Genomic DNA, 26557 nt, shown 5'->3' on the forward strand with positions numbered 1-26557 from the left:
GTCAGGGTAGCGACCGGCGACCGGTGCTCAGAGCTGGAGGTCCAGGTCGAAGAACCCCGCACCGCCGAGGAACAGCGGCACGATGATCCCGAACATCGTCAGCGTCGCCCCGATCAGGATCGCCGCGAACGCGATGCCGTCGCCCCGCTCACCGGTCAGTCGCACGTCGCGCCGCACGATGAACCCGACGACGAGACCGCCGATCGGTGCCACGAACGCGGGGGCGCTCGGCGCGGTCTGGTCAGGAGCGAGGTCGGTCACGCCGGTCAGCCTCGGGGCGACGAGGATCCCTCCGCTCACCCCTGACCGAGGTTCGTCACGAGGTTGATGGCGACCGCGATCAGCACCGTCCCGAAGAAGTACGACAGCAGCGCGTGCGGCAGCGCCTTCCGCCGGGTCTCGCTGTCGTCCGGCTCGACCTCTGGTGCCGCGTACGACATGCCGATCGTGAAGGCGAAGTAGGCGAAGTCGCTGTAGGTCGGCCGCCCGTCCTGCTTGACGTCGAACCCCCGCCGCGATGGTCGAGGAAGAACATCCGGGCGTACTTCAAGGCGTAGACCGTGTTGACCAACGCCCACGCCACCATCGTGCCGAGCACACCCAGGATGACCGCCGCGTCCGAGGCCGGATCTCGCGCCTGGCCGGCTTCGCTCAGCGCCAGGACGACGGCGGCGAGACTCGCGAAACAGGCCACGATGAGCGCGTTGTCACTGACCCGTGTCTCGGACTCCTCCCGGGCGAGACGCTCGGTGCCGTCGGCGTCCTGGCGCCAGCACTTGTGCCAGACCTGGACCAGCGCGATCAAGCCGGCCGTGCACCAGGCCGCGAGCGGCCCGAGGGACGGAGCCCCGGTGAAGGTCAACGCGACCCCGACCAGGACCCCGATCCCCGCGATGACGAGCGCCCGGCGCGTGGAGAGTATCCGGTCGTTCATCGGCGTGCCTTCACGATCGTTCCTTCCTCCTGTCCGCTGCGTGGTCGGTCGTCACACGCCGGGGGTGAAGACGGCCCGGACGCAGCCGTCGTCCTTGTTCTTGAACATCTCGTACCCGCGCGGCCCTTGCGACAGTGGCATCACGTGCGTGGCGAGGTGCTCGGTGCTGATCTCTCCCGCGGCGATCCGGTCGAGGATCATCGGGATGTAGCGGTGTCCGTGCTGCTGGGCGCCGCGGACCGTCATGCCCTTGTTCATGATCGCGCCGAACGGGAACTTGTCGACGACCCCACCGAAGACCCCGAGCGAGAACAGGCTGCCGCCCTTCCGGCAGGCGTAGATCGCCTCGCGCAGGGCGGTCGGCCGGTCGGTCTGCAACCGCAGCTGCTGCTTGGCCTGGTCGTACAGGTACAGCGGTCCGGTGCCGTGCGCTTCCATGCCGACGGCCTCGATGCAGACGTCGGGACCCCGACCGCCGGTGCGTTCCTTGAGTTCCGGGAGCACGGCGTCGCTCGTGTAGTCGAGCGTCTCGGCACCGATGTGCTCGCGCACCTGTCGCAGCCGTTCGGGCAGACGGTCGATCACGATCACCTGCTCGGCGCCGAGGAGCATCGCCGCACGAGCGGCCATCTGGCCCACACCACCGGCGCCCCACACTGCGACGGTGTCGCCCGGTGTGATCCCGGCCAGGTCGGCTCCGGTCCACCCGGTGGGTGCGGCATCGGAGGCGAACAGGGCGGCCGTGTCGGACACGCCGTCGGGGACCGTGAACGCCCCCTGGTCGGCGTAGGGCACGCGGACGTACTCGGCGTGGCTGCCCGCGAACCCGCCGAGCGCGTGGCTGTAGGCGAAGCAGCCGCCGATCGACGACCCCCACATCGCCTCGGTCAAGCCCGGGTTCGGGTTGCCGTTGTCGCAGAGTGAGAACTGCCCGTGGGTGCAGTACCAGCACTGCCCGCAGGCGATGAACGAGCAGACGACGACCCGGTCGCCCACCTTGTGCTTCGTGACAGCCGAACCCGTCTCGACGACCTCGCCCATGAACTCGTGCCCCAGGACGTCACCGGATCGCATGGTCGGGATGTACCCGCCGAGCAGGTGCAGGTCCGAGCCGCAGGTGGTGCTCAGACGCACCTTCAGGATCACGTCGTGATCGTTGAGGATCTTCGGGTCCTCCACCGTCTCCACCGCGGTCTCGTTGACCCCGGTCCAACAGAGCGCCTTCACAGCACACCCTCCTCGTTGCTCCGTTTCGTCGCCACGTCCACCAACGCGCCGGTGGGTGTGGCCTTCCGTCGGCCGTGGGGGACCGGATCCACCCGGAGCACCTCGCCGACCTCGATGAGTTGCTTCGCCTCACGCAGAGCGGCCCGCAGCCGACCCCGTGGGTCCGGGCCGCCGCCTCGGAACCGGGCACGGAGCTCGGTGCCACGATCGCCGGGCGCGGGACGGGCCTCCACCTCGACGTCCTGCCCGAACGCCGTGAGCGGCGCGGGGATCCGCCCGCCTGGCAGCACCGCGTCCTGCCCGCGGTTCACCGTGACCGCGTGCCAGCCGGAACGCGGTTCGGCCAGCACCTTCCGTGCGGGCCCGGGTGCGCCGCGTCGGCGGCGCGAGACGACGATGCCGACGGCAGCCGTGACCATCGCAGCGGCGGCGAGGTTCCGGGCCCTCACCGTGGTGTCCCAGCGAGGAGTCGGTGGGCAGCGGACGCGTTCGCGCCCCACCGCCGGGGATTCGTGTGTTCCATCGCGGCCTCCATGAGTCGCATCGGTGCGGATCAACGGGACGGGAGCGACGACCGCGCGATCGTGCCGGTCGGGACCACGGAGTCGCTCCTGTCGATCCACGATGAGCGTGGCCTCCCTGGCGCCGTCCCGGGTTGTCCGCGACGCGCTGCGGCAGGTGACGGGAGCGAGACGGACGGGAGGCCCGGTACCAGCTGGCACCGGGCCTCCCGTCCGTCCTGGGGTCGCGTCTCAGACGCGCACGGCGCGTTCGTCGGGGACGCAGTGCGTCATCATCAGGCCCTCGACGTCGCGGGAGCCGTTGTGGCCGAGGTTCGCCAGGCGGGCGAGCTCGTCGTCGCTGAGCGTCTGTGACTGCAGCGGGGGCAGGTCCTTGACCTCCTCGAGGGTGATGCCGAGCCCTTCGCCGACACGACGACCCAGGTCGTCCTCGACCATGTAGAAGTGCCAGAGCATGCGCTCCTGCACCGGACGGGCCGCCTGCGAGATGAGGTCGACGAAGTTCGCGACGAGGTCGTCGCGCTCCCAGTCCTGCAGGAGCAGGTAGCGCTGTCCGGCCTGGGTGTAGTCGTTCGTCCGGGGGATCCGCTTGCGGGTGAGCCGCCCGACGATCTCCGGTCCCTGGTCGTCGTGGGTCGGGTACTCCGCCTCGCGCAGGCCGCCGGTGATCGACGGCTCGTAGTTGACGTGCGGGTTCTCGCCGCCGTGGTCCTGGTGGTACGCCATCTGTCCATCGCGCTGGTTGGTCGCGACGGCGCCGTTCTTCGGGGCGTTCACCGGCAGCTGCAGGTAGTTCGGGCCGACGCGGTAGCGCTGCGTGTCCGAGTACGAGAACGTGCGGCCGACGAGCATCTTGTCGTCGGAGAAGTCCAGGCCGTCGACGAGCACGCCGGTGCCGAAGGACAGCTGCTCGTTCTCGGCGAAGTGGTTCGTGACGTTGCGGTTCAGGACCATCTTGCCGACGGGCTTCGGCGGGAACTCGTTCTCCGGCCACACCTTCGTGTCGTCGAGCGGGTCGAAGTCGAGCTCCGGGTGCTCGTGGTCGTCCATGAGCTGCACACGGAGCTCCCACTCGGGGTACTCACCGCGCTCGATCGCCTCGTAGAGGTCCTTCGACGCGTGCCCGAGGTCGCCGGCCTGCACGGCGGCGGCGTCGGCCTCGGTCATCGACGACACACCCACCGACGGGATCCAGTGGTACTTGACGAGCTTGGTGTCACCGTCCGCGTTCACCCACTTGTAGGTGTTCACGCCGAAGCCCTGCTGGGTGCGGTAGTTCGCGGGGATGCCGCGTGGGCTGAACAGGTTGACGAGCATGTGCATCGACTCGGGGGTCTGCGACATGAAGTCGAAGATGCGCGCCGGCTCCTGCCGGAAGGTCACGGGGTCGGGCTTGAGGGAGTGGATGACGTCGGGGAACTTGATGGCGTCGCGGATGAAGAAGACGCCGAGGTTGTTGCCGACGAGGTCCCAGTTGCCGTCCTCGGTGTAGAACTTCACGGCGAAGCCGCGCGGGTCGCGGGCAGCCTCGGAGGAGTCACGGCCGCCGATCACGGTGGAGAACCGGATCGCCAGGTCGGTGCGCTTGCCGGGCTCCTGGAACAGCTTCGCGCGGGTGTACTGCGCGATGGGTTCGTCACCCCACGCGCCGGTGGCCTCGAAGTACCCGAAGGCGACCGCACCGCGGGCGTGCACGACCCGCTCCGGGATCCGTTCGCGGTCGAAGTGGCTGATCTTCTCGAGGAACTGGTAGTTCTCGAGCGTCGCCGGGCCACGGGCTCCGACGGTGCGCTGGTTCTGGTTGTCGGAGACGGGGTGGCCCTGGCGGTTCGTCAGGATGCGGCGGTCGTCGCCCTCGGCGGGCGGTTGGCTGGAGACGTCGGTCATGTCTCGTCCTCTCTGCGGTCGCGGTCGGCTCGGGTTCCCGACCGAGTGTGGACCGGGGCGCGGGCACGCCCTCCCAGCGGCGCCGAGGACGCGGACGAGGGCCGGTCGCCGGTGCGGCCGCCGCTGACGGCCCAGCAGTACTTCGCCGCGGACGACCCGTCAGTACGAGGTGCGACCGGTGGCTGCGGCACCGAGCACCGCGGCCGCACCGTGGGCGAGCAGGGTCCCGTCGGTGACGACGGCGACGCGGTCGAACCCGAGCGCGCGGAGCCGTTCGGCGCGGGCCAGATCGCCGGCGAAGGCGCCGGTGTGCTTGCCCGCGCGGCGGGCTGCGGCGACGATCGCGGGGAGTGCGCCGTCGTCGTGCAGCAGTGCGTCCAGCTCGATGCCCAGTCCGATCGACAGGTCGAAGGGGCCGACGAACACCGCCGAGACGCCCGGGACCGCCAGGATCTCCTCGGCGGCACCGAGACCCTCGGGTGTCTCGAGCATCACCCACACCTCGGGGTCGGCAGCGGCGGCGGACGGTGCCGCGCCGCCCCAGAGTCCCGCCATCGGCCCCCAGCTCCGTCGGCCCCGCGGTGGGTAGTGCGCGGCACGGACGGCGTGCTCAGCCTGCTCGACGGTCTCGATCATCGGGACGATCACGATGTCGGCGCCGAGGTCGAGCGCACGGCCGATCACGGCGTCCGAGCCCTCGGCGACCCGGACGGCGACGGGGACCTGCGGTGCGACCGCGGCGAGCGCCGGCATCGTCACCAGGAGCGTGGCGTCGTCGAAGGCGCCGTGCTGGGCGTCGAGGCCGAGCCAGGCGAACCCGTTCTGCGCGATCTGCGCGGTGGTGCGGGGTTCGCCGAGGGTGCACCACACACCGTCGGCGCGGCCGTCTCCGAGTGCTGGCACCGTGGTCCTCCGTCTCGTCTGCGATCGCGAGCGCCGATGGTTCGGCGTCCGGCGCGCCAGGCTACCGCCCACGGGGACCTCGACCCTCACACGGCGGTGCCGGGGACAGCCCGCGCCCCCATGCGCACGCATGGGACATGGACAACTACTCACCTCCGGGTGTAGTCCTGTGCGCAGGACGCACTGCACGGGCGGTCACAGGTCGCCAGCACCAACCAGCACCACAGCACCAGTCGGGACCTGCAGGAAGGTCGGGCGGACATGCGTGACGAAGGTGACGTCGATCGACGGACGGGCTCGCGTCCGCCGGGCGGCGACGGAATCCGGTGGGCGTTCGGGATCGTCGGCGCGGTGGGCGTGCTCGCCGGACTGGCTGCGATCGTCCTGCCCCACGCGACGCTGTTCGCTGTGTCGTGGGTCTTCGGGATCTACTTGGTCGTGTCTGGAGCGGCGCTGGTCGTCCGGGGGGTCCAGGTGCACCCTCGGGTCTGGTGGCGTCAGGCCGGGCTGGTGGTCCTCGGGGCGCTGGTGGTCGCCGGCGGTGTCGTCGCGATCGTGTTCCCGCCGATCGGGGCGCGGTGGGTGGCGCTGCTGCTCGGGTTCGCCTGGATCCTCGAGGGCATCGCACTCGTCTACGCACCGTGGGTGGGCCGCCGGCCGCTGACCGTGGTGCTCGCCGTGCTCAGTGTGCTGAGCGGAATCATGGTGATGAACCTGCCGGGTCTCGGCGCGCTGGTGACGGTGGCCGCGGTGGGGAGCGTGCTCATCGTGTTCGGTGTCGTCCAGCTCGTCGTCGCGTTCAGCTGGCCGCGTCCGGAGGAGGATCGGGCCGGCGTTCCGATCCCTGGCCCCTGATGCTCGCCGTGCGGTGGGAGCAACAGGGACCGAAGTCCTGGGTGGCGCGCGACCACGGGACCAGCCTGGGGCTCGTGCTGCACGTGCGTGAGCGGTTCCTGGCGTTCGACCAGGACGACCGGCCGCTCGGGAGCGCAGCGTCCCTGGCGGCGGCCCAGCAGCTCGTCGCCGGTGCCGTCCGCTCGAGCGCCCCGGCCCGGCGGGACACCGTCGCGGTGGTGCTGTCGGTGCTCGCGGCACTGACCGTCGGGGGAGCGGCCGTCGTGCTCGCCGCTCGCGCCCTGATCTGAGCGGGGACCGTCGAGGCGAGGTGCACCGACGCACCGACGCCGCGTGCACCGGTACCGTTGCGTCCGTGAACGACGACCCCGATGCCGCCATCGCCCAGCACGTCCACGACGCCTGGGACGGTTCCCTGCGCCTGGTGCACATCACGATCTCGGACGAGGACGGTGACGCTTACCCCGGGCAGGACGTCGACCGGTGGGTGATCGACGTCCGCGTCCCGATCACCGACGACGACGAGACCGAGGCGGTCTCCGTCGCCGAGGTCACCGCGTTCACGAGCCGTGCACCGGAGTCGCTCGAGGCACTGGTGCTGGGCTACCAGGTCTCCGACGTCGCCGGGTCCTTCGCGTCCGCCGTCGCCGCGCAGGACGCGACGGGGGAGACGTTCTTCTCGCTGCAGACCCACGCCGCCGAGATGCTCGGCAAGCCCGACCTGCTCGCCGTCGACCGGCTCACGGTCCGCTCCGCGTACCGGGGGCTGCCCGGACTGGTGCCGGCGATCGTCGACGCCGTCCGCCACGGACCGGCCGGTCGCACCGCATCATGGGTGCTCATGGACCCGACGGTGTGGGACGTGCCGTTCGGCGAGGACGACCGGTCAGCCGGCGCGTTCGTGCAGTGGGCCGACACCGTGGTGCTCACCTCGATGAACGCTGCGCCGGACGACCTGGAACGCCTGTCGCTCGTGCCGCCGGCCGGTGGCATCGTGATGGGGTCCCGGTCGGACGAGGTGCACCTCGGCGACGCGATCGACCACGCGATGACGCAACCGGCGATCGCGGTGCCGTTCGACCTGCCGCCGAAGCTCCCCGCCAGCATCTGGGCCGCCGCGCCCGAGGACGTCCACGGCGTGCACCCGGACGAGACCACGGGGTCGATCACGGTGGAGACGCACGACGAACAGCTCGAGGTCGTCGGTTCGCCCGGCACCGCACCGCAGCTCGTGGGGATCTCGGCCTCGGCCGACGCCGCGACCCAGGAGTGGCTCCGCACCGTGCACCAGCGCTGGTGGCAGTACGAGCCGGACCTGCACGCCCGCATCCACGACGTCGTCGACGAGTACCTGTCCACCGGGCACATCGAGTCGGCGTCGGACGAACTCGCCGGGCACCTGCACGCCCCCGACCTGCCGCCGTACCGGACGGAGTGGCCGGGCACCGGCACCGTCCTGCTCGAGGAACTCGGCGAGGACACCGAGCCCATCGTCTTCGACGCCGTGCTCGAGGACGGCACACGGCACGAGCACATCGGCGTGGTCGTCGTGCACGAGTCCGGACACGTCCGCGCGTTCCTGCACGACGAGTGGGAGCCCGGGTTCCCGGCCGCGGAGGCCGCGGTCGCGCACCTCATCAGCCTGGGTGCCGGCGAGTTCTTCGCGGACGCCCTGCACGACGAGCTGTCAGCGGGTGTCGAGCACGCGATCCTGACGGGTGACGTCCGCGGCCACTGACGGCCCGGCGCACCCGGCACACGGCCCAGCGTACTCGGCCAACCCGGCGCACCCGGATCGGTCAGCCCAGCCGGACCCGCCGGTTCAGACCGGGCGGTAGATCGCGATCGGCGGGGTGTCGTCGTCGCCCGCGTCGTGAGCGTCGCCCGTCGCGAGCCAGGTGCGACCCTCGTGCTCGATCGTGGTCGGCAGGTCGCCGTGCACCAGGATCCGGATCGCGGGGGCGTCGCCGTCGACCAGGTCGACGCCGTGGGCCTCGGTCCCGCCGGGATTGTCGTGCACGTAGCTCATGGTCCGATCGAACTCCGTCGACCTGACGGACGGCTCGCGCCGCGCCGGACACGCCCGGAACCTTCACCGGAACCGGTGATGCCGCCCTTCTTCGGGTAGAGTCATCTCCGCACGGCCAGCACGGCGTGTGAATGCGGATGTGGCGCAGTGGTAGCGCATCACCTTGCCAAGGTGAGGGTCGCGAGTTCGAATCTCGTCATCCGCTCAGAACAGGAAGACCGGAACCCCCGTCGCTCGGAAGAGCGGTGGGGGTTCCGTCGTTGCGGGGCGTTGCATCACCGAAGGCGTGGGGGCCCAGCGGGCGCAGGCTTCGGGTACCCGCGCCCACCGGGCGCGGAGGCGACCCTGCCCCCACTGGCACGCGCCGGGTGGGTGGCCCGGCGCAGTTCCGAGGATGTATCCGGAGCCGTCCCCCGTTCGGGTGGGAACCGGATCCAGGGTTGCGGGAACCCGCAGGAAACCCGCACGACCCGCCGCATGAGCCTTGTGCTACTCGATGCCGTCCGGTATTGACGCCGACATCGTGCGAGCACCGGGCAACCCCACCCAGCGCCGGGTCCCGGACTCGACGACCGTGACGAGCACCGTGTCGCACCCGCGGCAGCGCGCCACCGACCCCATCGCGGAGCGGTGGACGGTGGTCTGCCCGAGCACCCCGAGCGAACCGCACCCGGCGCAGCGCAGGGCGACCACGGTCGGCTCGGGTCCCAGCGTGTCGGCCAGTGTCCCCGCCAGTGCGTTGCCGTCCACGACGACCATCAGTTGCCCCCGAACCGTTCGGCACGGACGTCACTCGTGTCGTCTCCGAGCTCGGTGAGCCAGCGCAGCACCTGCTCGACGAACGGCGTCGACCCGCACACGTAGACCAGGGCACCCGCGTCCGGCGGGAACACCGCGGCAGCGAGCGCGTCCCGCGTCAGCCGACCGGCCGGCACGGACGAGCCTGGAGGCGCGGTGCGGCTGTACACGTGGGTCACCTCGAGCGGTGCCCGGCTCGCGAGCGCCTGGTCGAGTTCCGCACGGAAGAACACGTCGTCCGGTGTGCGGACGGCCGCGAGGAGCCGGAAGGGCGCCGGGTCGTCCGCCTCGGCGTGGGCGGTCACCATCGCGACGAGCGGCACGATGCCGGACCCGCCGGCGATGAGCTGCACCGGACGGGTGGACTCACCCGGCCGCCAGACGAACCAGCCGCCCAGGGGTCCGTGGACCTCGAGCGCGTCGCCGACCTCGACGGCGTCGACGAGGAACGGCGAGACCTCGCCGCCGTCCACCCGGTCGACCGCGAGCACGACGTCGGTCGCGGGGCCGGCCGACGCGATGGAGTACGAGCGCTGTGCCTGGTAGCCGTCCTCGGCGGTCAGCCGCAGGTCCAGGTGCTGCCCGGGGTCGTTGCCCGGCCAGGTGGGGACGTCGAGGACGATCCGGCGCGCGTTCGTCGTCTCGCGGCCGACGGACGCGACGGTGGCGGCGTGCCAGGCCGGCCGCCTGCGCGTGGCGGGACGAGCGACGGGGGTGATCCGTGCCTCCAGGCCGGTGTCGGGGAGCGTCACCAGTACCGCTCTTCCTTCCACGGGTCGCCGTGCAGGTTGTAGCCCGCGTTCTCCCAGAAGCCGGGCTCGTCGTCGGACTGCATGACGATGCCGCGCACCCACTTGGCGCTCTTCCAGAAGTACAGGTGGGGCACCAGCAGGCGGGCGGGCCCGCCGTGCTCGGGCGTCAGGGGCTCACCGTCGGCCTCGAACGCGATCCAGGACTTGCCGTCGAGCAGCTCGTCGAGCGGGACGTTGGTCGTGTACCCGCCGTAGCTGTGCACCATGCAGTAGTCGAGTTCGGTCTCGACGTCCTCGAACAGGCGGTCGAGCGGGACACCCCGCCACGGCATGTCGAGCTTGGTCCAGTGCGTGACGCAGTGGATGTCGACGGTGACGTCCTCGACGCCGAGCGCGTGCACCTCGTCCCAGGTCCACTGGTGCAGGCCGGATTCGGTGCGGATCGAGAAGGCCCAGTCGGTCGGCTCGATGTCGGGCGTGGCCCCGGCGGACAGGACGGGCCAGTCGCGGACCAGGGTCTGACCGGGCGGGATGCGGGAGTCGTCGCGGTCGTCGCGGCGACCGCCGAACCCGCGGGTGAACGTGGCCATGGTCCTCCTCGGGGACGTCGGTGCGTTCCCGATCATGCCGTGTGCCGGACGGTGCCGTGTAACGGGTTGGTAAACGTTCCACCCGTGGACGGAACGGTCGTGCGCGGCGGCGGATCCGCGTGGGCTCGCCGATCGGGTCGGACGCGGTGGTGACCCGCGCGTCGGGAGCGGGCTTGGGGGATCGGCTCGGGACCTCTATCGTTCACCGGAACGATTACAGGAGGGGTCACCCCGAATGCAGCCCATCGTCCCCGAACCCCGAGGCGCCCACGGTCCGAGCCGTCGGGCGCTCATCACCGGCGCCGCCGGTCTGGCCGGCCTCGGCCTGCTCACCCTCGCCGGATGCAGCTCCGGCGCGTCCGCCGGCACGCCCACGATCCCCGAGGCCGCGGCAACCGGCGTCGCCCGTCGGGGCGGACGCCTGCGCATCGCACGGCCCGCCGCATCCGCCGCCGAAACCCTCGACTCCGCGAGCTCGCTGTCGGCCTACGAGTACCTCGGCGCGCTGTACAACCGGCTCGTCAAGCTCGACCAGCAGGGCACCCCGGTGCCGGACCTGGCCGAGGAGTGGTCCGCGAACGCCGACGGCACCGAGTGGACCTTCGCGCTCCGCCGGGGCGTGGTCTTCCACGACGGGTCCCGGTTCACCGCCGACGACGCCATCGCGAGCATCCGGCACATCCTCGACGAGAAGACCGGCAGCCCGCAGGCCGGGGTGCTCGGCGAGGTCATGGACGCCGACTCGATGCGCGCCGTCGACCCGTACACGCTGCGTTTCTCGCTGACGAAGCCGAACGCCGAGTTCCCGTCGCTGCTCACCGCCTACCAGTGCTACATCGTGCCGGCCGACGCCATCGCCGACATCGGCCGCACCGGGATCGGGACGGGGCCGTTCCGGCTCTCGTCGTTCACCCCCGCCGGTGCCGGCAGCGTCGAGGCGTTCCCGGACCACTTCGCCGGCCGCCCGGCGCTCGACGGGATCGACTTCTACTCGATCCAGGACACCACCGCGCGGGTGAACGCCCTGCTCGCCGGGCAGATCGACCTCATCTCGCAGACGAACCTGGACTTCGCGACCGCCCGGGTGGTGTCGGCGTCCGACCGGGCCACCGTCGCCCGGTCGAAGAACGCCCAGTGGTACACGATCCCGATGCTCGCCACGAGCGACGAGTTCAGCGACCCGCGGGTGCGCCAGGCGATGAAGCTCGCCTACGACCCCCGGAAGATCGTCGACACGGCGCTGCAGGGCACCGGTTCGGCAGGCTGGGACAACCCCGTGCCGCCGCAGCTCGCCGCGTTCGTCGACGACCACCGCGAGTACGACCCGGACAAGGCCCGGGCGCTGCTCAAACAGGCCGGGCGTGCGGACTTCCGCGCCGCGATCTACACGTCGAGCTACGAGTCGGTGTTCACCCCGATGGCCGTCGCCTACCGGGACGCCGTCGCCGATGCGGGCATCCGTCTGACCGTCCGCAACGCCAGCTCGGACTCGTACTACACGCAGATCTGGATGCAGAAGCCGCTCATGGTGAGCTACTGGTTCACGGGGCGGCCGATCGACCAGCTGCTCAACCAGATCTTCCGCTCGGGGTCGTCGTACAACGAGAGCGCCTGGTCGAACGAGACCTTCGACGGGCTGCTCGACGACGCCCGCGCCGAGATGGACGACGCCAAGCGGCTCACCCTGTACCAGGACGCCCAGCGGCTCGTCGTCGAGGACGGTGCCGACATGACGCCGATGTTCGGCGACCGGCTCGTGGGGTTGTCCCGCGACGTCGTGAACTACTCGGAGTACGGCTTCGAGTTCGACTACCTGCGGATCGGACTACGCCGATGACGACCACGAACACGCCGTCGGACGTCGTCGTCCCCGTCCTCCGCCGCGTCGGCATCGCCGTGCTCACCGTGGTGCTCGCCTCGCTCTTCGTGTTCCTCGCGGTGCAGGCACTCCCCGGCGACGTCGCCCAGCAGCTGCTCGGGCAGAACGCCACCCCCGACGCCGTCAAGCAACTGCGCGAGACCCTCGGCCTCGACCAGAACGTCTGGCTCCGCTACCTGCAGTGGCTCGGCGGCGCGGTGCACGGCGACTTCGGCACCTCGCTCGTCAGCGGCGAACCGGTCGCCCCGACGCTGTTCACGGCCTTCCGGAACAGCATGCTCATCGCCGTGCCCGCGATGCTCGTCGGCGTCACGGTGTCCCTGACGCTCGGGGTCGTCGCCGGTGTCCGCCGCGGCCGTCCGAGCGACAAGGTGATCTCGATCGTCAGCCTGGTCGTGATGAGCGTGCCGGAGTTCATGGTCGCCACCGTCCTGGTGCTGCTGTTCGCGATCGGCCTGCCGGTCTTCCCCGCCGTCGTGCTGCGGGGGAGCGACGCCACCGTCGCCGAACTGCTGCCCACCATCTGGCTGCCGATCATCGTGCTGACCCTCGCGATGGCCGCCTACATCGTGCGGACGGCCCGCTCGTCGACCATCGACGTGATGGCGTCGGAGTTCGTCACGACGGCCGAGCTCAAGGGCCTGACGATGCGCCGCGTGGTCTGGAAGCACGCGGTCCCGAGCGCCCTGCTCCCGACGCTGAACGTCGTCGCGCTCAACGTCGCGTGGCTGCTCGGCGGTGTCGTGGTGGTCGAGAACGTCTTCAACTACCCGGGGATGGGCAAGCTCATGCTCGAGTCGGTGTTCAACCGCGACCTGCCCACCATCGAGGCGATCGCCCTGCTGAGCGCCCTGATCTACGTCGTGTGCAACCTGGCCGCCGACCTCGTCGCGCTCGCACTCGACCCGAAGCTGCGGACCCGCCAGCGACGACCGCGCACGCGCACCCGCAGCGCCCGCAGCACCAGGAAGGCCGCCGCATGACCGCCACCGCACCCCGCCGCTGTGTCGGACGCGACGTGCTCGCCGGCGCGCTCGCACCCCTGCGCGGGTCGACGGCGCTGAGCATCGGCCTCGGCCTCATCGCTTTGCACATCGTCCTCGCCCTGCTCGCGCCGGTCATCGCCGGGCACGACCCGGTCGCCACGAACGCCGGCGACGTGCTCGCCGGTCCGACGTGGACGCACTGGCTCGGCACCGACCAGTACGGCCGGGACGTCCTCTCCCGCACGCTGAACGGCGGCCGGTACGCGCTGTCCGTGACCTTCCTCGCCACCACGATCGCCGTCGCGGTCGGCACCGTGCTCGGCTGCGTCACGGCCTACGCCGACAACTGGTTCGACGAGGTCGTCATGCGCGTCGTCGACGCCCTGCTCAGCGTGCCGTCGATCCTCGCGCTCCTGGTCGTCGTGACGGTCTTCGACGCCGGCCTCTGGGTCATCGTCCTCGCCGTCACGGTCGTCTACGCCCCCGCGGTGACCCGTGTCGTCCGCGGCGCCGCCCGCACCGTGATCACGCAGGACTACGTCACCGCGGCCCGCGCCCGTGGCGAGCGACCGCTGTCGATCGTGTTCCGCGAGATCCTGCCGAACGTGCTCGACGTCGTGCTCGTCGAGTACGCGATGCGGGCCTCGTGGATCGTGCTGCTCGTCGCGTCGCTGTCCTTCCTGGGCTTCGGCGCGAACCCGCCGACCCCGGACTGGGGCCTGATGGTGCAGGAGAACCGCACCGCGCTCACCGTGGTGCCGCTCGGCACACTCGCCCCGATCGTGGCACTCGCCACGCTGGTGATCGGACTGAACCTCGCGGCCGACGGCCTGAGCAAGTCGCTCGGTGTCGACCGTGCGAAGCAGGGAGTCAGCGCATGACCCGCATCGACACCGGCACGACGTCCGCCGCGACGACGACCGTGCCCGCCGCGATCGTCCGCGTCGACGACCTGTCCATCTCGTACGCCGCCGGCAAGCGACGCGTCCCCGTCGTCCGGGGCGTCTCGTTCGCGATCGAGGCCGGTCGCACCCTGGGCCTGGTCGGCGAGTCCGGCAGCGGCAAGTCCACTGTCGCGCGGACACTCCTCGCACACCTGCGCGCCGGGTCGGCGATCGACGGTGGGACGGTCCGCGTCGACGGGGCCGACGTGTTCGCCCTGTCGCCGGCCGGCCGCCGGGCGCTCCGCGGCGGCACCGCCTCGGTCGTCGCCCAGAACGCCGGGCAGGCACTCACCCCGTCGATGCGCGTCGGCGAGCAGATCCGCGAGGCCCTCCGCGCCCACGGCGAGCCCGACGGCCCCGAACGCGTCGCCGAGCTGGTGCGGCTGGTCCGGCTGCCGGACCCCGACGCGATCGTCCGTCGGTACCCGCACCAGTTGTCCGGCGGCCAGCAGCAGCGCATCGCCATCGCGATGGCCGTCGCCGCCCGGCCGCGCGTGCTCGTCCTCGACGAGCCGACCACCGCCCTCGACGTCGTCACCCAGGCCGCGGTCCTCGACCTGGTCGCCGACCTCGGTCGGCAGCTCGGCATGGCCGTCCTGCTCGTCAGCCACGACCTCGGGGTGGTGTCCGCCATGGCGGACGAGATCGCCGTGATGCGCGACGGCGAGGTCGTCGAGCACGCCGCCACGGCGGCGCTCTTCGCCGCTCCGCAGCACGAGTACACGCGCGCCCTGCTGGCCGCGGTGCCGGACGGGCGACGGCCTGGAGGCGTGGGGCACGTGTCCGACGACGCGACCGTCCCGGGGACGGTCGGCTCCACGGCCACCCGCACCGCGCCTCCCGAGCGCACCGCCCGCCCCGTGGTGACCGCTGACGACCTGGTGATCCGGTACGGCCGCGGACTGCCGGCCGCCGTCGACGGCGTCTCGTTCACGATTGCCGCGCACGAGACGCTCGCCGTCGTCGGCGAGTCCGGCAGCGGCAAGTCGACGCTCGCCACGGCGCTGGCCGGACTGGTGCCGGCCGAGTCGGGGACGTTCACGTACGACGACGGCACGACCCGCGGCGACCTGCGCGAGCCGATCGCCGGTCGCGCACCCGACCTGCGGCGCGCGGTGCAGCTCGTGTTCCAGAACGCGGACACGTCGCTCAACCCGCGGCGCACCGTGGGTGCCGCCGTCGCGAGGCCGCTCCGGCTGTTCAGCGGCTCGTCCTCGCGCGAGCGTGTGGGTGCCCTGCTCAGCCAGGTCGGGCTCGGGCCGGAGTTCGCCGACCGCCTGCCCGCGCAGCTGTCCGGTGGGCAGCGCCAGCGCGTCGGGATCGCGCGCGCACTCGCGGCGGAGCCGTCGCTCGTGATCGCCGACGAGATCACCACCGCGCTCGACGTGCAGGTGCAGGCGGGGATCCTCGCGCTGCTGGCCGACCTGCAGCGCGAGCGGGGCCTCGCCTGCCTGTTCATCAGCCACGACCTCGCCGTGGTGCGGGGCGTGGCCGACCGGGTCGCGGTGATGACCGGTGGTCGGATCGTCGAGATCGGACCGACCGAGCGGGTGTTCACCGGCCCGAACCACCCGTACACGTCGACGCTGCTCGCGGCGACGCTCGAACCCGGCAGCACGACCCTGCCCGACGTCGGTGACGGCGTGCCGCGCTGGCGGCACGCCGACGGCTGGACCGACCACGGCGACGGACACCGCACCCGCAACTGGGAGGACGCATGACGACCGACGACGGCACCCACCACGGCACCGCCGCCGCCACGTTCACCGCCATCGGCGACCCCGGCTCGCTGCCCGCGGGCGTGACGGTCCGCGACGAGTGGATCCCGATGCCCGACGGTGTGCGGCTGCACGCCCGGATCTGGGCGCCGTCGCAGTCGCCGACGCAGCCGGGTGACCCCGGCGGTCCGACGCCGGTGCTGCTCGAGTACCTGCCGTACCGGCTCGACGACTGGACCGCACCACGCGACTCCGAGCGGCACCCCTGGTACGCCCAGCACGGGTACGCCTCGGTGCGGGTCGACATCCGCGGCACCGGTTCGTCCGACGGGTTCTTCGACGACGAGTACAGCGAGCAGGAGCTGCTCGACGGTGAGGCCGTGATCGCCTGGCTCGCCGAGCAGCCGTGGTCGACCGGTGCCGTCGGCATGTTCGGCATCTCGTGGGGCGGCTTCAACGCGCTGCAGCTCGCGGCCCGGGCACCCGCCGCGCTCAAGGCCATCGTGACGGTCTGCTCGACGGACGACCGGTACGACAACGACGTGCACTACGTCGGCGGCGCCGTGCTCGGCATCGACATGGCGGCCTGGGGCGCGACCATGTTCGCCTTCAACTCCCGGCCGCCCCGGCCCGAGGTCGTCGGCGCCGGGTGGATCGACCGCTGGCGGGAACGCCTCGAGGCGAACCGCCCGATGACGCCCGTGTGGCTGGCGCACCAGGAGCGTGACGACTACTGGCGGCACGGCAGCGCGGCCGAGGACTACGACGGCATCCGCGCCGCGGTGCTCGCGGTCGGTGGCTGGGCGGACCCGTACCGGGACGCCGTGCTCCGGCTCGTCGACCACGTCAGCGCCCCCGTGAAGGGCATCGTCGGCCCGTGGTCGCACCAGTACCCGGACCGTGGACTCGCGCCGGGTCCGTCGATCGGGTTCCTGCAGGAGACCCTGCGGTGGTGGGACCGCTGGCTGCTCGGGGTGGACACCGGCGTCGAGGACGACCCCGCACTGCGGGCCTGGATCAACGAGGGTGAAGCCCCCGCGCCGTACTACGCCGGTCGCCGCGGGCGCTGGATCGGTGCCGAGGCATGGCCCTCCGCCGCGACCCACGAGCGCGTCCTGCCGCTCGCCGCCCTGCGGGGCGGTGACCTCGGACCGGTCGTCGTGCGGTCGCCGCAGCACACCGGGGTGGACGCCGGTCGGTTCTTCCCGTTCGGCAACGCCACCGACCTGCCGCCGGACCAGCGCGCCGAGGACGGCCGGTCGGTCACCTTCGACCTGCCCGTCGGCAAGGCGTTCGACCTGCTCGGCAACGTGCTCGTGCGGCTGTCCGTCACGAGCGATGCGCCCCGGGCCACCCTGACCGTCCGGCTCTGCGACGTCGCACCGGACGGCTCGTCGACGCTCGTCACGCGCGGGGTGCTGAACGCCGCGAAGCGCGACGGCATGGACCGCGACGACGTGCTCGTGCCCGGGACGCCCGCCGAACTGCCCGTCCGCCTGGTCTCGACCGGACACCGGTTCGCCGCCGGACACCGGCTGCGCATCGCGGTCTCGTCGTCCTACTGGCCGTGGGTGTGGCCGCACGGCGTCGAGGCCACGGTGACGATCGACCCGACCGCCTCGAGCGTCACCCTGCCCACCTGGACCCGGTCGACCGACGACGGGGTGGTCTTCGCCGAGCCCGAACGGTCCGAGCCCCTCGTGATCGAGCGCGTCGCGCCGGCCGACCCGCTGCCGCAGCGCACGGTGACGCACGACGTCGAGACGGGGGAGTGGACGCTCGACGTCGACCCCGGGTACGGCGGCGGGCGGGTCTACCCGGACGGCCTCGTGTTCACCGAGGACGCCCGCGAGACGTACCGGATCCGCTCCGACGACCCGACCAGCGCACGGGCGAGTTCCCGTTGGGCCATCGGGCTGGCGAAGCCGGAGTGGGCCGCGCGCCTCGAGACGACGTCCGAGGTCACCGCCGACGCCGACACCTTCCACGTCGTCAACACCGTGCGCGCCTGGGCCCGCGACGGCGGACCGGACGAAGCCGAGGTGCTCGTCACCGAGCGGATCTTCGTCGACGACGTCCCACGGACGTCGGCGTGACCGCGGCGGCACGGGTCCGGCAGCGGCCGGAGGTCCGACGCGCGATGATCGTCGAGGCCGCCCGCGCGGTGATCGTCCGGAACGGCGTCGGTGCCACGGGGCTGCGCGACATCGCGGCCGAGGCCGGCGTCTCCGTCGGCACCGTGACGTACCACTTCGGCAGTGTCGCGGAGATCCTCAACGAGGTCGTGGTGCTCGAGACGGAGCGCTTCTACGGCGCCATCGTCGCAGCCGTCGACGCCCAACCCGACGTGCTGGTGGGGCTGCGGATGCTCGTCGCACCGCTGTTCGGCGACACCGAGCAGGTCCGGCAGCACTGGCGGATCTGGTCCGACTACTGGACCGCGGTGGTGCGACGGCCCGAGGTCGCGGCCGAGTACGCCGAACGCATCCGCGTCTGGGAGGCGTGCCTGGTGCGGATCATCCGGCGCGGGGTGGAGGCCGGGGTGTTCGTCGACGTCGATGCCGACACCGTCGCGCTGCAACTCGCCGCGTACAGCGACGGCGTCGCGACGCAGATCGCCCAGGGCGTCCCGGGGCTCACGAACACCGTCGCCCTGTCGTGGATGTGGCGGTTCCTGTCGCACGAACTCGGTGTGCCCGCTGTGGACATCGCCGGAACCGGTCGTTCCCCCTTGTGATGAGGTAAGGCTTCCCTTACCGTTGCCACATGGCACGGACCCGGCGACAGCCCAGCGAACGCATCCTCATCGCGGGCGGTGCCGAGGACCTCGTCGAGATCCACCGCCAGCTCGAGGAACTCCCCGAGAACGCGTACGGGCAGGTCTTCGTCGAGGTCGCCCTCGACGAGCAGATCCGCATCCTGCCGGCTCCGCCGCGCGTCACCGTGACCTGGCTGGTCCGGAGCGCCCGCAGCTCGGCCGTCGCCCCGCTGGTCTTCGCGGACCACGGCGAAGCCCTCGCACACGCCCTGACCGGCTGGGCCGCCGAGTGGTGCGTGACGGGCTGCGAGCCCCGCACCTCGGTCTGGATCGGGTGCGCGGACAGCCCGTGGATCGAGCGGGCACGGTCCATGGTGCAGCTCGAACTCACCGACGCCGGCCAGCAGGTCCAGGTCGAGCACGGCGGGTAAGGGCAGCCTGCTCTTCCTTGCGGCATGCAAGAGAGGCGGGCATGGTTGTGACCATCGGCAGCACCGCGCCGGTCCGGACAGGGCCAGGCACGCGGGTGCAGCCACGACGGAGGAGGAAACGACATGACCACGCAGAGCAGCACCACCACCCCCAGCACCACGTCCCCGTTCTCGACCACGCCGGAGCTCGCAGCCGGGGTCGCGCAGTTCCTCGCCCCCGTCGTCATCGACCTCGAGGCGCTCGTCGTCAACGGCAAGCAGGCCCACTGGCACGTCCGTGGCCGCAACTTCGTCGGCGTGCACGAGCTCCTCGACGAGATCGTCGAGCACGCGCAGGACTACGCGGACAAGGCTGCGGAGCGCATCGTCGCCCTCGGCCTGCCGGTCGACTCGCGCATCGCGACCGTCGCCGCGAACACCACGCTGCCGCCGCTGTCGCAGGGCTTCCAGAACTCGGACGTCACCATCACCGAGGTGATCGCCCAGATCGACGCCGCGCTGCTGCAGGTCCGCCGTGCGGTCGACGGCCTCGACGAGGTCGACCTCAACAGCCAGGACGTCGCGATCGAGATCGAGCGCGCGCTGACCAAGGACCGCTGGTTCCTGCAGGCGCACCTCGCCGCCTGAGTCGCGACCACACCTCTGACAGGAGGCCCGGTGCCAGCTGGCACCGGGCCTCCTGTCCGTCTGCGGTCACGTCTCGGGCCCGCACCTCACGCGGACGGCGTGACCAGCCCGCTCTCGTAGGCCAGGACGACGGCGTGCACCCGGTCCCGCAGCTGCAGCTTCGCCAGGACCCGGCCGACGTGGGTCTTCACGGTCTGCTCCGCGATGAACAGCTCCGCCGCGATCTCCCCGTTCGACCGCCCCCGCGCCATCAGCAGGAACACGTCGCGCTCCCGGTCGGTCAGCACGTCGAGCACCTCGGTCCGCGGGGCCGTCGGCTGCGGACCGGCGACGAAGGCTTCGACGAGGTGCCGGGTCACCCTCGGTGCGAGCAGGGAGTCGCCGGCTGCGACGGTCCGCACGGCCTGCACGAGCTCCTCGGCGCTCGCGTCCTTGAGCAGGAACCCGCTGGCCCCGGCACGGAGCGCGTCGAACACGTAGTCGTCGATGTCGAACGTCGTGAGCATCACCACGCGGACGGGCGACTCCGCGGGCGCCGCGGTGATCCGCCGGGTCGCCTCGATCCCGTCGAGCTCCGGCATCCGGACGTCCATCAGGATCACGTCCGGCCGGAGCCGGATCGCCATCACGACCGCGTCGGCCCCGTTCGCGGCCTCGCCGACGACCTCGACGTCGTCCTGGGCCTGGAGGATCGCCCGCAGTCCGACACGGAACATCTGCTGGTCGTCGACCACCATCACCCGCGTCATCGGCTCGCCCCGTCGGCCGTCGGCTGCGACGTGGTCGCGGCGGGCCGGGTGGGCAGGCGCACGGCGACGCGGAAGCCGCCGTCCGGGTCCGGTCCGTGGTTGATCGTGCCGCGGAGCGCGGCGACGCGCTCGCGCATCCCCGCCAGGCCGAAGCCGCCGTCGTCCGGCGGCGCACCGGGCACGCTGCCGACCGGTGGCGCGGTGTTGGCGACCTCGACCGTGAGGGCCGGCCCGTGCCTCCCGACCGTCACGACGGTGGTCGCACCGGGCGCGTGCCGGGCCACGTTGCCGAGAGCCTCCTGCACGACCCGGTACACGGTGAGCTGTGCGAGCCGGTCGACGTCGTCGAGGTCGGGGTCGAGCCCCTCGTCGAGTCGGAGCTCGACGGGGATGCCGGCCGCGCGGGTGGCCTGCACGAGCGCGTGCAGGTCGGCGAGCCGCGGCTGCGGTGCGCGCTCGGCGTCGGCGTCGCCACGCAGGGTGCCGAGCAGCTGCCGCATCTCCCGCAGGGCCGTGCGCGAGGTCTCGGCGATCGCGGCGAACTCGGTTCGGGCCTCCGGCGGCAGGTCCGCGACGCGGTACGGGGCGGACTCGGCCTGCATGTGCACGACGGACATGCTGTGGGCGACGACGTCGTGGAGCTCACGGGCGATCCGGGAGCGCTCCTCGACCGTCCGGCGTCGGGCTTGCTCGAGCTCGGTGTCGCGGCGGGCGGCGGCGAGCTCGTCGCGCACGGTCCGGCGCTGCCCGATGACCACCGCAGCAGCCGCCACGACGAGGGTGTCACCGGCGCTCACCACGAAGCTCGTCGCCCAGACGTCGACCTGCCCCCACCGGTCGGGCGTCACGCCGATGAGCAGCAGGGTGAGCAGCGTCGCCGCGACCCAGACCACCGCGGTGAGCCGCCAGGTGGTGCGGACGCCCAGCACGACGAGCAGCACGCTCAGGCCGATGATGCTCGTGACCGAGACCGGCCAGGGCCCGACGGTGCCGGGTGCCGTCAGGATGCCGAGGCCGGCGAGGGCGACGAGGTGCGCGACCGACGCCGTGCGGGGGACGAGCGGTGCGAGCCCGATGCTCGCCGACAGCACGGCGGTCGCGAGCAGCGCGAGCGGCACGGGGACGCCGTAGAACACCGCGGTCACGGGTGCGGCGACGGCGAACAGGGACACCACGACGACGACGAAGCCGATCTGCACGGCAGGCCGGACCCAGGTGGGTCGGGGCTTCGGGACGACGGTCACGGGCGGGCGGTCTCTCCGGTTCGGACGAGGCAGGGCTCGGGGGCGGTGGCGGGGGCGGGTGTGGCAGCGGCAGCGGCAGCGGCGCGGGCCTCGCGGGCCTCGCGGGCTTCGCGCCTGCGGCTGATGGTACCGAGCACCCGGTCGACCGCGATCCCGAGCCCGGCGGCGACCACCATCGACACCAGGGCCGCGACGATCGGTTCGTGCAGCACGCTCGACGCGGCCAGGGCGATGCCGATCGACACCGCCGACCACGCCACACCCGCGATCGCGCTGATCGCGAGAAACCGGCGGTAGGGCAGGCCGGTCGCGCCGGCGGTCATGTTGACCGCGACCCGGCCGACCGGGATGAAGCGCCCGGTCAGGATGAGGCTGGCGGAGCGGCGCTGCATCTGCCGCTCGGCGAACGCGAAGGCCGCTGCGATCCGTGGTCGCTTCGACCGGGCCAGCCGGGCGAACCCGATCCGGCGCCCGATCCAGTACGCGATCGAGTCGCCGGCGACCGCTCCGAGGGCGGCGGCGGCGAGCACCACGGCGAGCACGGGCTGCCCGGACGTCGCGGCGACGGCGGCGATCGCGACCAGGGCGGACTCGCTCGGCACCGGCGGGAAGAAGCCGTCCACCAGGCACAGGGCGAAGAGGACGACGTAGACGAGCGGACTCGCGGCCAGCTCGACGACGAGCGGGGTGATCTGGTCGAACACGGGGTGCTCCCTCCCGCCGACGGAACTCGTCGACGAGGACGACGCTACGGAACCGGCGCGCGCTGGCCATCCCGCGGTGGTCTCGACCACCCCCTACCGCGGTATGACGTTCCCGTCCGCGAAGACCACGTCGGGCGCGTCCACCCGGCGGTCGACGACGGTGGTCGGGGCCTCCAGGTGCACGGCACCCGAGGGCATGATGCCCGCACCGCCGAACCGTTCCATCACCCGCCACTGCGCGACGACGTCCTCGCCAGCGTGCTCGGGCGGCAGGGTGTCCCAGAACCGGAAGCCCCCGACCTCCTCGAGCGCACGACGGTCGTACAGCGCGCAGGCGCCGACCCACGCGACGCGGTAGGGCACCCACTCGCCGGGGTGCAGGTCGAGGTCGGCGGCGACGTGCGTCGGGTTCGCCGCGTTGTGCAGCGACCAGCGGTCGAAGCCGGGGGTCCCGCGGCGCACCACCTCGGGCACGACCGGGCCGTCCCACCGCTCGAACACCGAGGTCTCGTGGGGGCGTCGGTCCTGCAGGTACGACAGGCCCTGCACGGCGCTGCCGACGAACCCGCAGCCCAGGGTGCGGAGCGCGTCGAGCATCCGCGCGATCGACCCCGGTTCGAGCCAGACGTCGTCGTCGAGGAACAGCACCGCGGCGGCCTCGGCGTGGTCGAGCAGGAACTGCCGGTGCTCTGCCAGGCCACGCCGTTCCGGGTGGGTGAGGAGCGTGACGGGCCGGCCCTGCGCCTCCAGGACGCGGAGCATCGCGGCGACCGCCGGCGCGCTGGCGGCGTCTCCGTCCGCGGACTGGTCGCTGAGCACGACGCGCAGGTCGACGTCGGTCTGGGCGGCGAGGCCGGCGAGCGTCGTGGCGAGCTCGGCCGGCCTGCCGACGGTCGGGATGAGCACGTCGACGTCGACCGTGCTCGTGTCCGCTGGATCGGGGGCCTTCGCCCAGGACCCGGACCAGCGGGCGGTCACGGTGCCGGGTCCGGTTCGGGCCGCGCAGCGGCTTCGCGGATCCGGCGCACGACGGCGCTGGTGGAGTGCTCGGGCACGTAGTCGACCATGACGACCTCGCCGCCGTAGCCGCGCACGACCTCGGTCTCGGTCAGCATCTCGGGGGAGTAGTCCCCGCCCTTGACGTAGACCTCGGGGCGCAGCCGCTCGATGAGCGGGATGGGGGTGTCCGTCGCGAACACCGTGACCAGGTCGACACAGGCCAGCGCGGCGAGCACGCCGGCGCGGTCCTCAGCCGGATTGATCGGCCGCTCCGGGCCCTTCAGCCGGCGCACCGAGTCGTCGTCGTTCAGGGCGACGACGAGCAGGTCGCCCAGGTCACGGGCCTGGCGCAGGTACGTGGTGTGCCCGCGGTGCACGACGTCGAAGCAGCCGTTCGTGAAGACCACGCGTCGGCCGGCCTGCCGTGCGGCCTCGACCGCGGTGGCGAGCTCGTCGTGGTCGACGACGGTCGCCGCCGGCGCGGTCACCGAGTCGAGCAGGGCGGCGGCGGTGCAGACGGACGTGCCGGCCTCGCGGACGACGACGTCGGCAGCGGCCTGGGCGACCGCGACGGCGTCTCGCAGGGGTGCCTGCACGGCGAGGGCGACGGTCGCGGCGGCGCAGAAGGTGTCACCGGCGCCGGAGGCCTGCTGCTCCGAGGCGGGCGTCGCACGCGTGCGGAACCCCTGGTCGGAGCCGGACTCGAGCAGCACGGTGCCGTCGCGGTCGAGCGTGACCACCGCAGCACGGGCGCCGCTGCGGGCGAGCACGTCGGCACGGGCTGCGACGACGGTGCCGACGCGGTCGGCACCGGTGCCGAGCTCCGTGCCGAGCAGTGCGGCGGTCTCACCGGCGTTCGGCGTGACGAGGTCGGGGTGCAGCGCGGCCCAGCGGGTCAGGTCGTGCGCGTCGACCACGACGGCGCCGGGGCGGTCACGGTCGAGCATCGGCACGACGTCCTCGGCGCGGACGCCCAGGCCGTAGTCGCACACGACGGCGGCGTCGGCGCACCGGATGGCGCGGGCCACCGAGCGGGCGAGGCGTTCGCCGTGCTCGGCGGTCGGGGTCGCGGCCAGCTCGTCGACCCGGACCACGACGCGGTCACCGCCGACCACGCGCGACTTCGTCGTGGTGCGGGCGCCGGGGATCTCGACCAGGAACGACGTGTCGACGCCGGCTGCCTCGAGCCGCTGGCGCAGGACGTCACCGGCCTCGTCGTCACCGATGAGCCCCACCATGCGGACCCGGGCGCCCAGGGCACGGGCGTTCACGGCCGTGTTCGCCGCGCCGCCCGGCACCGCGATGGTCTCGGTCACGCGGACGACGGGGGCCGGGGCCTCGCGGGAGACGCGCTCCGCCTCGCCGACCGTCCAGCGGTCGAGGATGCAGTCGCCGATGACGACGACGAGGGGCTCGCGGTCGTCGATCGTGGCGACGAGGTCACGGACCAGCCGGACGTCGGCGGTCATCGGGTGCCTCCCACGGTGTCGGCGCTGCCGGCGGTGGCGCCGGCAGCGGCTGCGGGGCCGGTGGCGCCCGCTGCGGCGCCGGTGCTGCCGGTGGCTGCGGTGCTGCCGGCTGCTTCCGTCGACGGCTGGACGGTACGGCGCGGCGGCGCGGCCTCGAGGTGCACCACGGTCGTGGTCGTCATCTCGTCGAGCAGGTGCGGGCCGTACCCGAACCCGGCGCCCGAGGCACCGCGGGGCTGGGCGCTGCCGCCCGGAGCGCCACCGAACACGGCGTTCACCTTGACGGTGCCGACGGGCAGCTCGGCCGCTGCACGGAGCGCGTGTGCGGTGTCGTTCGTCAGCACGGTGGCTGCGAGGCCGTAGCGGTCGGCCGCGGCCAGCCGGAGACCCTCCGCGAAGTCCGACACGACGCGCACCGGGGCGATCGGGCCGAAGGTCTCCTCGGTCAGCACGAGCATGTCGTCCGCGCAGTCGGTCAGGACGGTCGCCGGGTAGAACGACCCGAGCCCGCCGGGCGTGACGCCGCCGGTCCGGACGACGGCGCCGCGGGCGATCGCGTCGTCGACGTGGTGCTGCACGAGCCCGCGCAGCCGGTCGTCCACGAGCGGCCCGAACTCGGCTGCGGGTGCGGCCGTGCGGCGCTCCGCCTCGGCGACCAGCGCGGCGACGAAGGGCTCGGCGACGTCCTGGTGCACGTACACCCGCTCGACGCTGGTGCAGATCTGGCCGGTGTTCGCGAAGGCGCCGAGGGCGACCTGTGCGGCGGCCCACTCCGGGTCGACGTCGGCGTCGACGACGACGGGGTCGTTGCCGCCGTTCTCGCGGATGACGTGGGCGCGGGTGGTCGCGGCCACCTCGCTCAGGCGGTCACCGGTCGCGGTCGACCCGACGTGCGCGTAGACGTCGATGCCCTCCTGCGCCAGGAGCTGCTCGCCGGTGGTCGCGTCGCCGTCGACGCCGATGAGCACACCGTCCGGCAGGACCTCGGCGAGCAGCGCGTTGAGCCGGGCGAAGGTCGCGGGGCACCGTTCGCTGCCCTTGTGCACCACCGTGTTGCCCGTGACGATCGCTGCTCCGAGGATCCCGCAGGCAACGGCGACCGGGTCGTTCCACGGCGTCAGGGCGAGCACCACGCCGCGCGGGTGCGGCACCGACCAGTCGGCGGCACCGAACTGCCCGCGCAGGGCCTCACCCCGGTGCACCGGCCCGAGCTCGGCGTACTGCACGAGCGTGCCGATGCCGGCCTCGACCCCACCGAGGGCGTCGCCGGGCACCTTGCCGGTCTCGCGGGTGTTCAGGTCCGCCAGCTCCTGCGCGTGGGCACGGAGGTGCTCGGCCGCCGCGTGCAGCAGGGCACCGCGCTCGGCCGGCGCGGTGCGGGCCCAGGCGCCGGCAGCGGCACGGGCACGGGCGACGGCGCTGCGGACGTCGTCCTCGGTCGAGCGGCGCACGGTGGACGCGATCGATCCGTTCACGGGGTCGGTCACCACGAGGTCGTCGGCGGCGGGGGGTGCGATCGTCATGGGGTCCTTCCGGAGGCGGGCGGGGCCTCA

26 protein-coding genes, 1 tRNA gene and 1 pseudogene are annotated in these 26557 nt (G+C 72.5%); 12 read left to right on the plus strand and 16 right to left on the minus strand.

Annotated elements, in window-relative coordinates; translation table 11 throughout:
* Window positions 1–27: 27 nt before the first annotated feature.
* The 6 genes and pseudogenes from HQQ79_RS08880 to HQQ79_RS08905 all read right to left on the minus strand — a co-directional run bounded on the left by HQQ79_RS08880 (window position 28) and on the right by HQQ79_RS08905 (window position 5472).
* Window positions 28–261 (minus strand): DUF4190 domain-containing protein, encoded by a 234-nt coding sequence (locus tag HQQ79_RS08880; RefSeq protein WP_173033783.1) that lies wholly within the window; start codon window positions 259–261, stop codon window positions 28–30.
* A gap of 35 nt (window positions 262–296) precedes the next feature.
* Window positions 297–934, minus strand: a pseudogene (locus HQQ79_RS18665) (DUF1345 domain-containing protein).
* A gap of 51 nt (window positions 935–985) precedes the next feature.
* Window positions 986–2161 carry a zinc-dependent alcohol dehydrogenase gene (locus HQQ79_RS08890; RefSeq protein WP_173033784.1) on the minus strand — a complete coding sequence of 392 codons (1176 nt, stop codon included), beginning with the start codon at window positions 2159–2161 and terminating at the stop codon, window positions 986–988.
* Complete coding sequence (locus HQQ79_RS08895) at window positions 2158–2610, minus strand: hypothetical protein (protein WP_173033786.1); 453 nt, start codon at window positions 2608–2610, stop codon at window positions 2158–2160. Before HQQ79_RS08895 ends, HQQ79_RS08890 begins: the two co-directional genes overlap by 4 nt.
* A 303-nt stretch (window positions 2611–2913) precedes the next feature.
* Window positions 2914–4569 (minus strand): catalase, encoded by a 1656-nt coding sequence (locus tag HQQ79_RS08900; RefSeq protein WP_173033788.1) that lies wholly within the window; start codon window positions 4567–4569, stop codon window positions 2914–2916.
* Between the two features lie 159 nt (window positions 4570–4728).
* Entirely contained in the window at window positions 4729–5472 is a 744-nt protein-coding gene (locus HQQ79_RS08905; protein WP_173033790.1) for an aldolase/citrate lyase family protein, read from the minus strand.
* A 261-nt stretch (window positions 5473–5733) separates the two neighbouring features.
* Between HQQ79_RS08905 and HQQ79_RS08910 the strand changes: the two genes are divergently transcribed.
* The 3 genes from HQQ79_RS08910 (at window position 5734) to HQQ79_RS08920 (ending at window position 8065) form a co-directional block, all read left to right on the plus strand.
* Window positions 5734–6327, plus strand: a complete 594-nt coding sequence (locus HQQ79_RS08910; protein ID WP_173033793.1) for an HdeD family acid-resistance protein — start codon at window positions 5734–5736, stop codon at window positions 6325–6327.
* Window positions 6328–6401: 74 nt separating this feature from the next.
* Window positions 6402–6617, plus strand: coding sequence for a hypothetical protein (locus HQQ79_RS08915; protein ID WP_139178758.1), 216 nt, complete (start codon window positions 6402–6404; stop codon window positions 6615–6617).
* A 65-nt stretch (window positions 6618–6682) separates the two neighbouring features.
* Window positions 6683–8065, plus strand: a complete 1383-nt coding sequence (locus HQQ79_RS08920) for a hypothetical protein (protein ID WP_173033795.1) — start codon at window positions 6683–6685, stop codon at window positions 8063–8065.
* A gap of 84 nt (window positions 8066–8149) precedes the next feature.
* Here HQQ79_RS08920 and HQQ79_RS08925 read toward each other — a convergent pair whose 3' ends face one another.
* Entirely contained in the window at window positions 8150–8356 is a 207-nt protein-coding gene (locus HQQ79_RS08925; protein WP_027465565.1) for a hypothetical protein, read from the minus strand.
* 133 nt (window positions 8357–8489) lie between these two features.
* Here HQQ79_RS08925 and HQQ79_RS08930 point away from each other — a divergent pair.
* Window positions 8490–8561: transfer RNA gene (locus tag HQQ79_RS08930), tRNA-Gly, on the plus strand.
* A 284-nt stretch (window positions 8562–8845) separates the two neighbouring features.
* Here HQQ79_RS08930 and HQQ79_RS08935 read toward each other — a convergent pair.
* The 3 genes from HQQ79_RS08935 to HQQ79_RS08945 are packed head-to-tail and all read right to left on the minus strand — an operon-like array spanning window position 8846 to window position 10496.
* Window positions 8846–9115, minus strand: a complete 270-nt coding sequence (locus HQQ79_RS08935) for a DUF6510 family protein (RefSeq protein ID WP_173033797.1) — start codon at window positions 9113–9115, stop codon at window positions 8846–8848.
* A complete protein-coding gene (locus HQQ79_RS08940) occupies window positions 9115–9906 on the minus strand; it encodes a ferredoxin reductase (RefSeq protein WP_173033799.1) in 792 nt (263 codons plus the stop codon). The genes HQQ79_RS08935 and HQQ79_RS08940 overlap by 1 nt, the downstream gene beginning before the upstream one ends.
* Complete coding sequence (locus HQQ79_RS08945; RefSeq protein ID WP_173033800.1) at window positions 9903–10496, minus strand: molybdopterin-dependent oxidoreductase; 594 nt, start codon at window positions 10494–10496, stop codon at window positions 9903–9905. The genes HQQ79_RS08940 and HQQ79_RS08945 overlap by 4 nt, the downstream gene beginning before the upstream one ends.
* A gap of 235 nt (window positions 10497–10731) precedes the next feature.
* Here HQQ79_RS08945 and HQQ79_RS08950 point away from each other — a divergent pair, with 235 nt between their 5' ends.
* From HQQ79_RS08950 to HQQ79_RS08985, 8 genes are all read left to right on the plus strand, one after another.
* Complete coding sequence (locus HQQ79_RS08950) at window positions 10732–12333, plus strand: ABC transporter substrate-binding protein (protein WP_027465569.1); 1602 nt, start codon at window positions 10732–10734, stop codon at window positions 12331–12333.
* Complete coding sequence (locus HQQ79_RS08955) at window positions 12330–13358, plus strand: ABC transporter permease (protein ID WP_173033802.1); 1029 nt, start codon at window positions 12330–12332, stop codon at window positions 13356–13358. Before HQQ79_RS08950 ends, HQQ79_RS08955 begins: the two co-directional genes overlap by 4 nt.
* A complete protein-coding gene (locus HQQ79_RS08960; RefSeq protein WP_173033804.1) occupies window positions 13355–14242 on the plus strand; it encodes an ABC transporter permease in 888 nt (295 codons plus the stop codon). The genes HQQ79_RS08955 and HQQ79_RS08960 overlap by 4 nt, the downstream gene beginning before the upstream one ends.
* Entirely contained in the window at window positions 14239–16026 is a 1788-nt protein-coding gene (locus tag HQQ79_RS08965; RefSeq protein ID WP_173033806.1) for an ABC transporter ATP-binding protein, read from the plus strand. The genes HQQ79_RS08960 and HQQ79_RS08965 overlap by 4 nt, the downstream gene beginning before the upstream one ends.
* Window positions 16023–18119 carry a CocE/NonD family hydrolase gene (locus HQQ79_RS08970; RefSeq protein ID WP_173033808.1) on the plus strand — a complete coding sequence of 699 codons (2097 nt, stop codon included), beginning with the start codon at window positions 16023–16025 and terminating at the stop codon, window positions 18117–18119. Before HQQ79_RS08965 ends, HQQ79_RS08970 begins: the two co-directional genes overlap by 4 nt.
* On the plus strand, window positions 18116–18760 hold the full coding sequence (locus HQQ79_RS08975) for a TetR/AcrR family transcriptional regulator (RefSeq protein ID WP_173033810.1): 645 nt from the start codon (window positions 18116–18118) through the stop codon (window positions 18758–18760). Before HQQ79_RS08970 ends, HQQ79_RS08975 begins: the two co-directional genes overlap by 4 nt.
* 29 nt (window positions 18761–18789) lie before the next feature.
* The gene (locus tag HQQ79_RS08980) at window positions 18790–19212 is read left to right on the plus strand and encodes an SIP domain-containing protein (RefSeq protein ID WP_173033812.1); all 423 of its coding nucleotides are present in this window, start codon (window positions 18790–18792) and stop codon (window positions 19210–19212) included.
* Between the two features lie 123 nt (window positions 19213–19335).
* Window positions 19336–19839: a Dps family protein gene (locus HQQ79_RS08985; protein ID WP_071244661.1), complete on the plus strand. Its 504-nt coding sequence runs from the start codon at window positions 19336–19338 to the stop codon at window positions 19837–19839.
* Between the two features lie 86 nt (window positions 19840–19925).
* Here the strand turns inward: HQQ79_RS08985 and HQQ79_RS08990 are convergent, their stop codons facing one another.
* The 6 genes from HQQ79_RS08990 to HQQ79_RS09015 all read right to left on the minus strand — a co-directional run bounded on the left by HQQ79_RS08990 (window position 19926) and on the right by HQQ79_RS09015 (window position 26527).
* Entirely contained in the window at window positions 19926–20588 is a 663-nt protein-coding gene (locus tag HQQ79_RS08990; RefSeq protein WP_173033814.1) for a response regulator transcription factor, read from the minus strand.
* Window positions 20585–21832 (minus strand): histidine kinase, encoded by a 1248-nt coding sequence (locus HQQ79_RS18920; protein WP_173033816.1) that lies wholly within the window; start codon window positions 21830–21832, stop codon window positions 20585–20587. Before HQQ79_RS18920 ends, HQQ79_RS08990 begins: the two co-directional genes overlap by 4 nt.
* A complete protein-coding gene (locus HQQ79_RS09000) occupies window positions 21829–22536 on the minus strand; it encodes a VTT domain-containing protein (protein ID WP_173033818.1) in 708 nt (235 codons plus the stop codon). Before HQQ79_RS09000 ends, HQQ79_RS18920 begins: the two co-directional genes overlap by 4 nt.
* A 93-nt stretch (window positions 22537–22629) precedes the next feature.
* The gene (locus tag HQQ79_RS09005; RefSeq protein ID WP_071244664.1) at window positions 22630–23514 is read right to left on the minus strand and encodes a glycosyltransferase family 2 protein; all 885 of its coding nucleotides are present in this window, start codon (window positions 23512–23514) and stop codon (window positions 22630–22632) included.
* Window positions 23511–25004 (minus strand): D-glycero-beta-D-manno-heptose 1-phosphate adenylyltransferase, encoded by a 1494-nt coding sequence (rfaE2, locus tag HQQ79_RS09010; protein WP_173033820.1) that lies wholly within the window; start codon window positions 25002–25004, stop codon window positions 23511–23513. Before rfaE2 ends, HQQ79_RS09005 begins: the two co-directional genes overlap by 4 nt.
* Complete coding sequence (locus tag HQQ79_RS09015; protein ID WP_173033822.1) at window positions 25001–26527, minus strand: aldehyde dehydrogenase; 1527 nt, start codon at window positions 26525–26527, stop codon at window positions 25001–25003. The genes rfaE2 and HQQ79_RS09015 overlap by 4 nt, the downstream gene beginning before the upstream one ends.
* Window positions 26528–26557: the final 30 nt, after the last annotated feature.

It is taken from the genome of Curtobacterium sp. VKM Ac-2852, assembly GCF_013205045.1.
Taxonomy (GTDB): Bacteria; Actinomycetota; Actinomycetes; order Actinomycetales; family Microbacteriaceae; genus Curtobacterium; species Curtobacterium flaccumfaciens.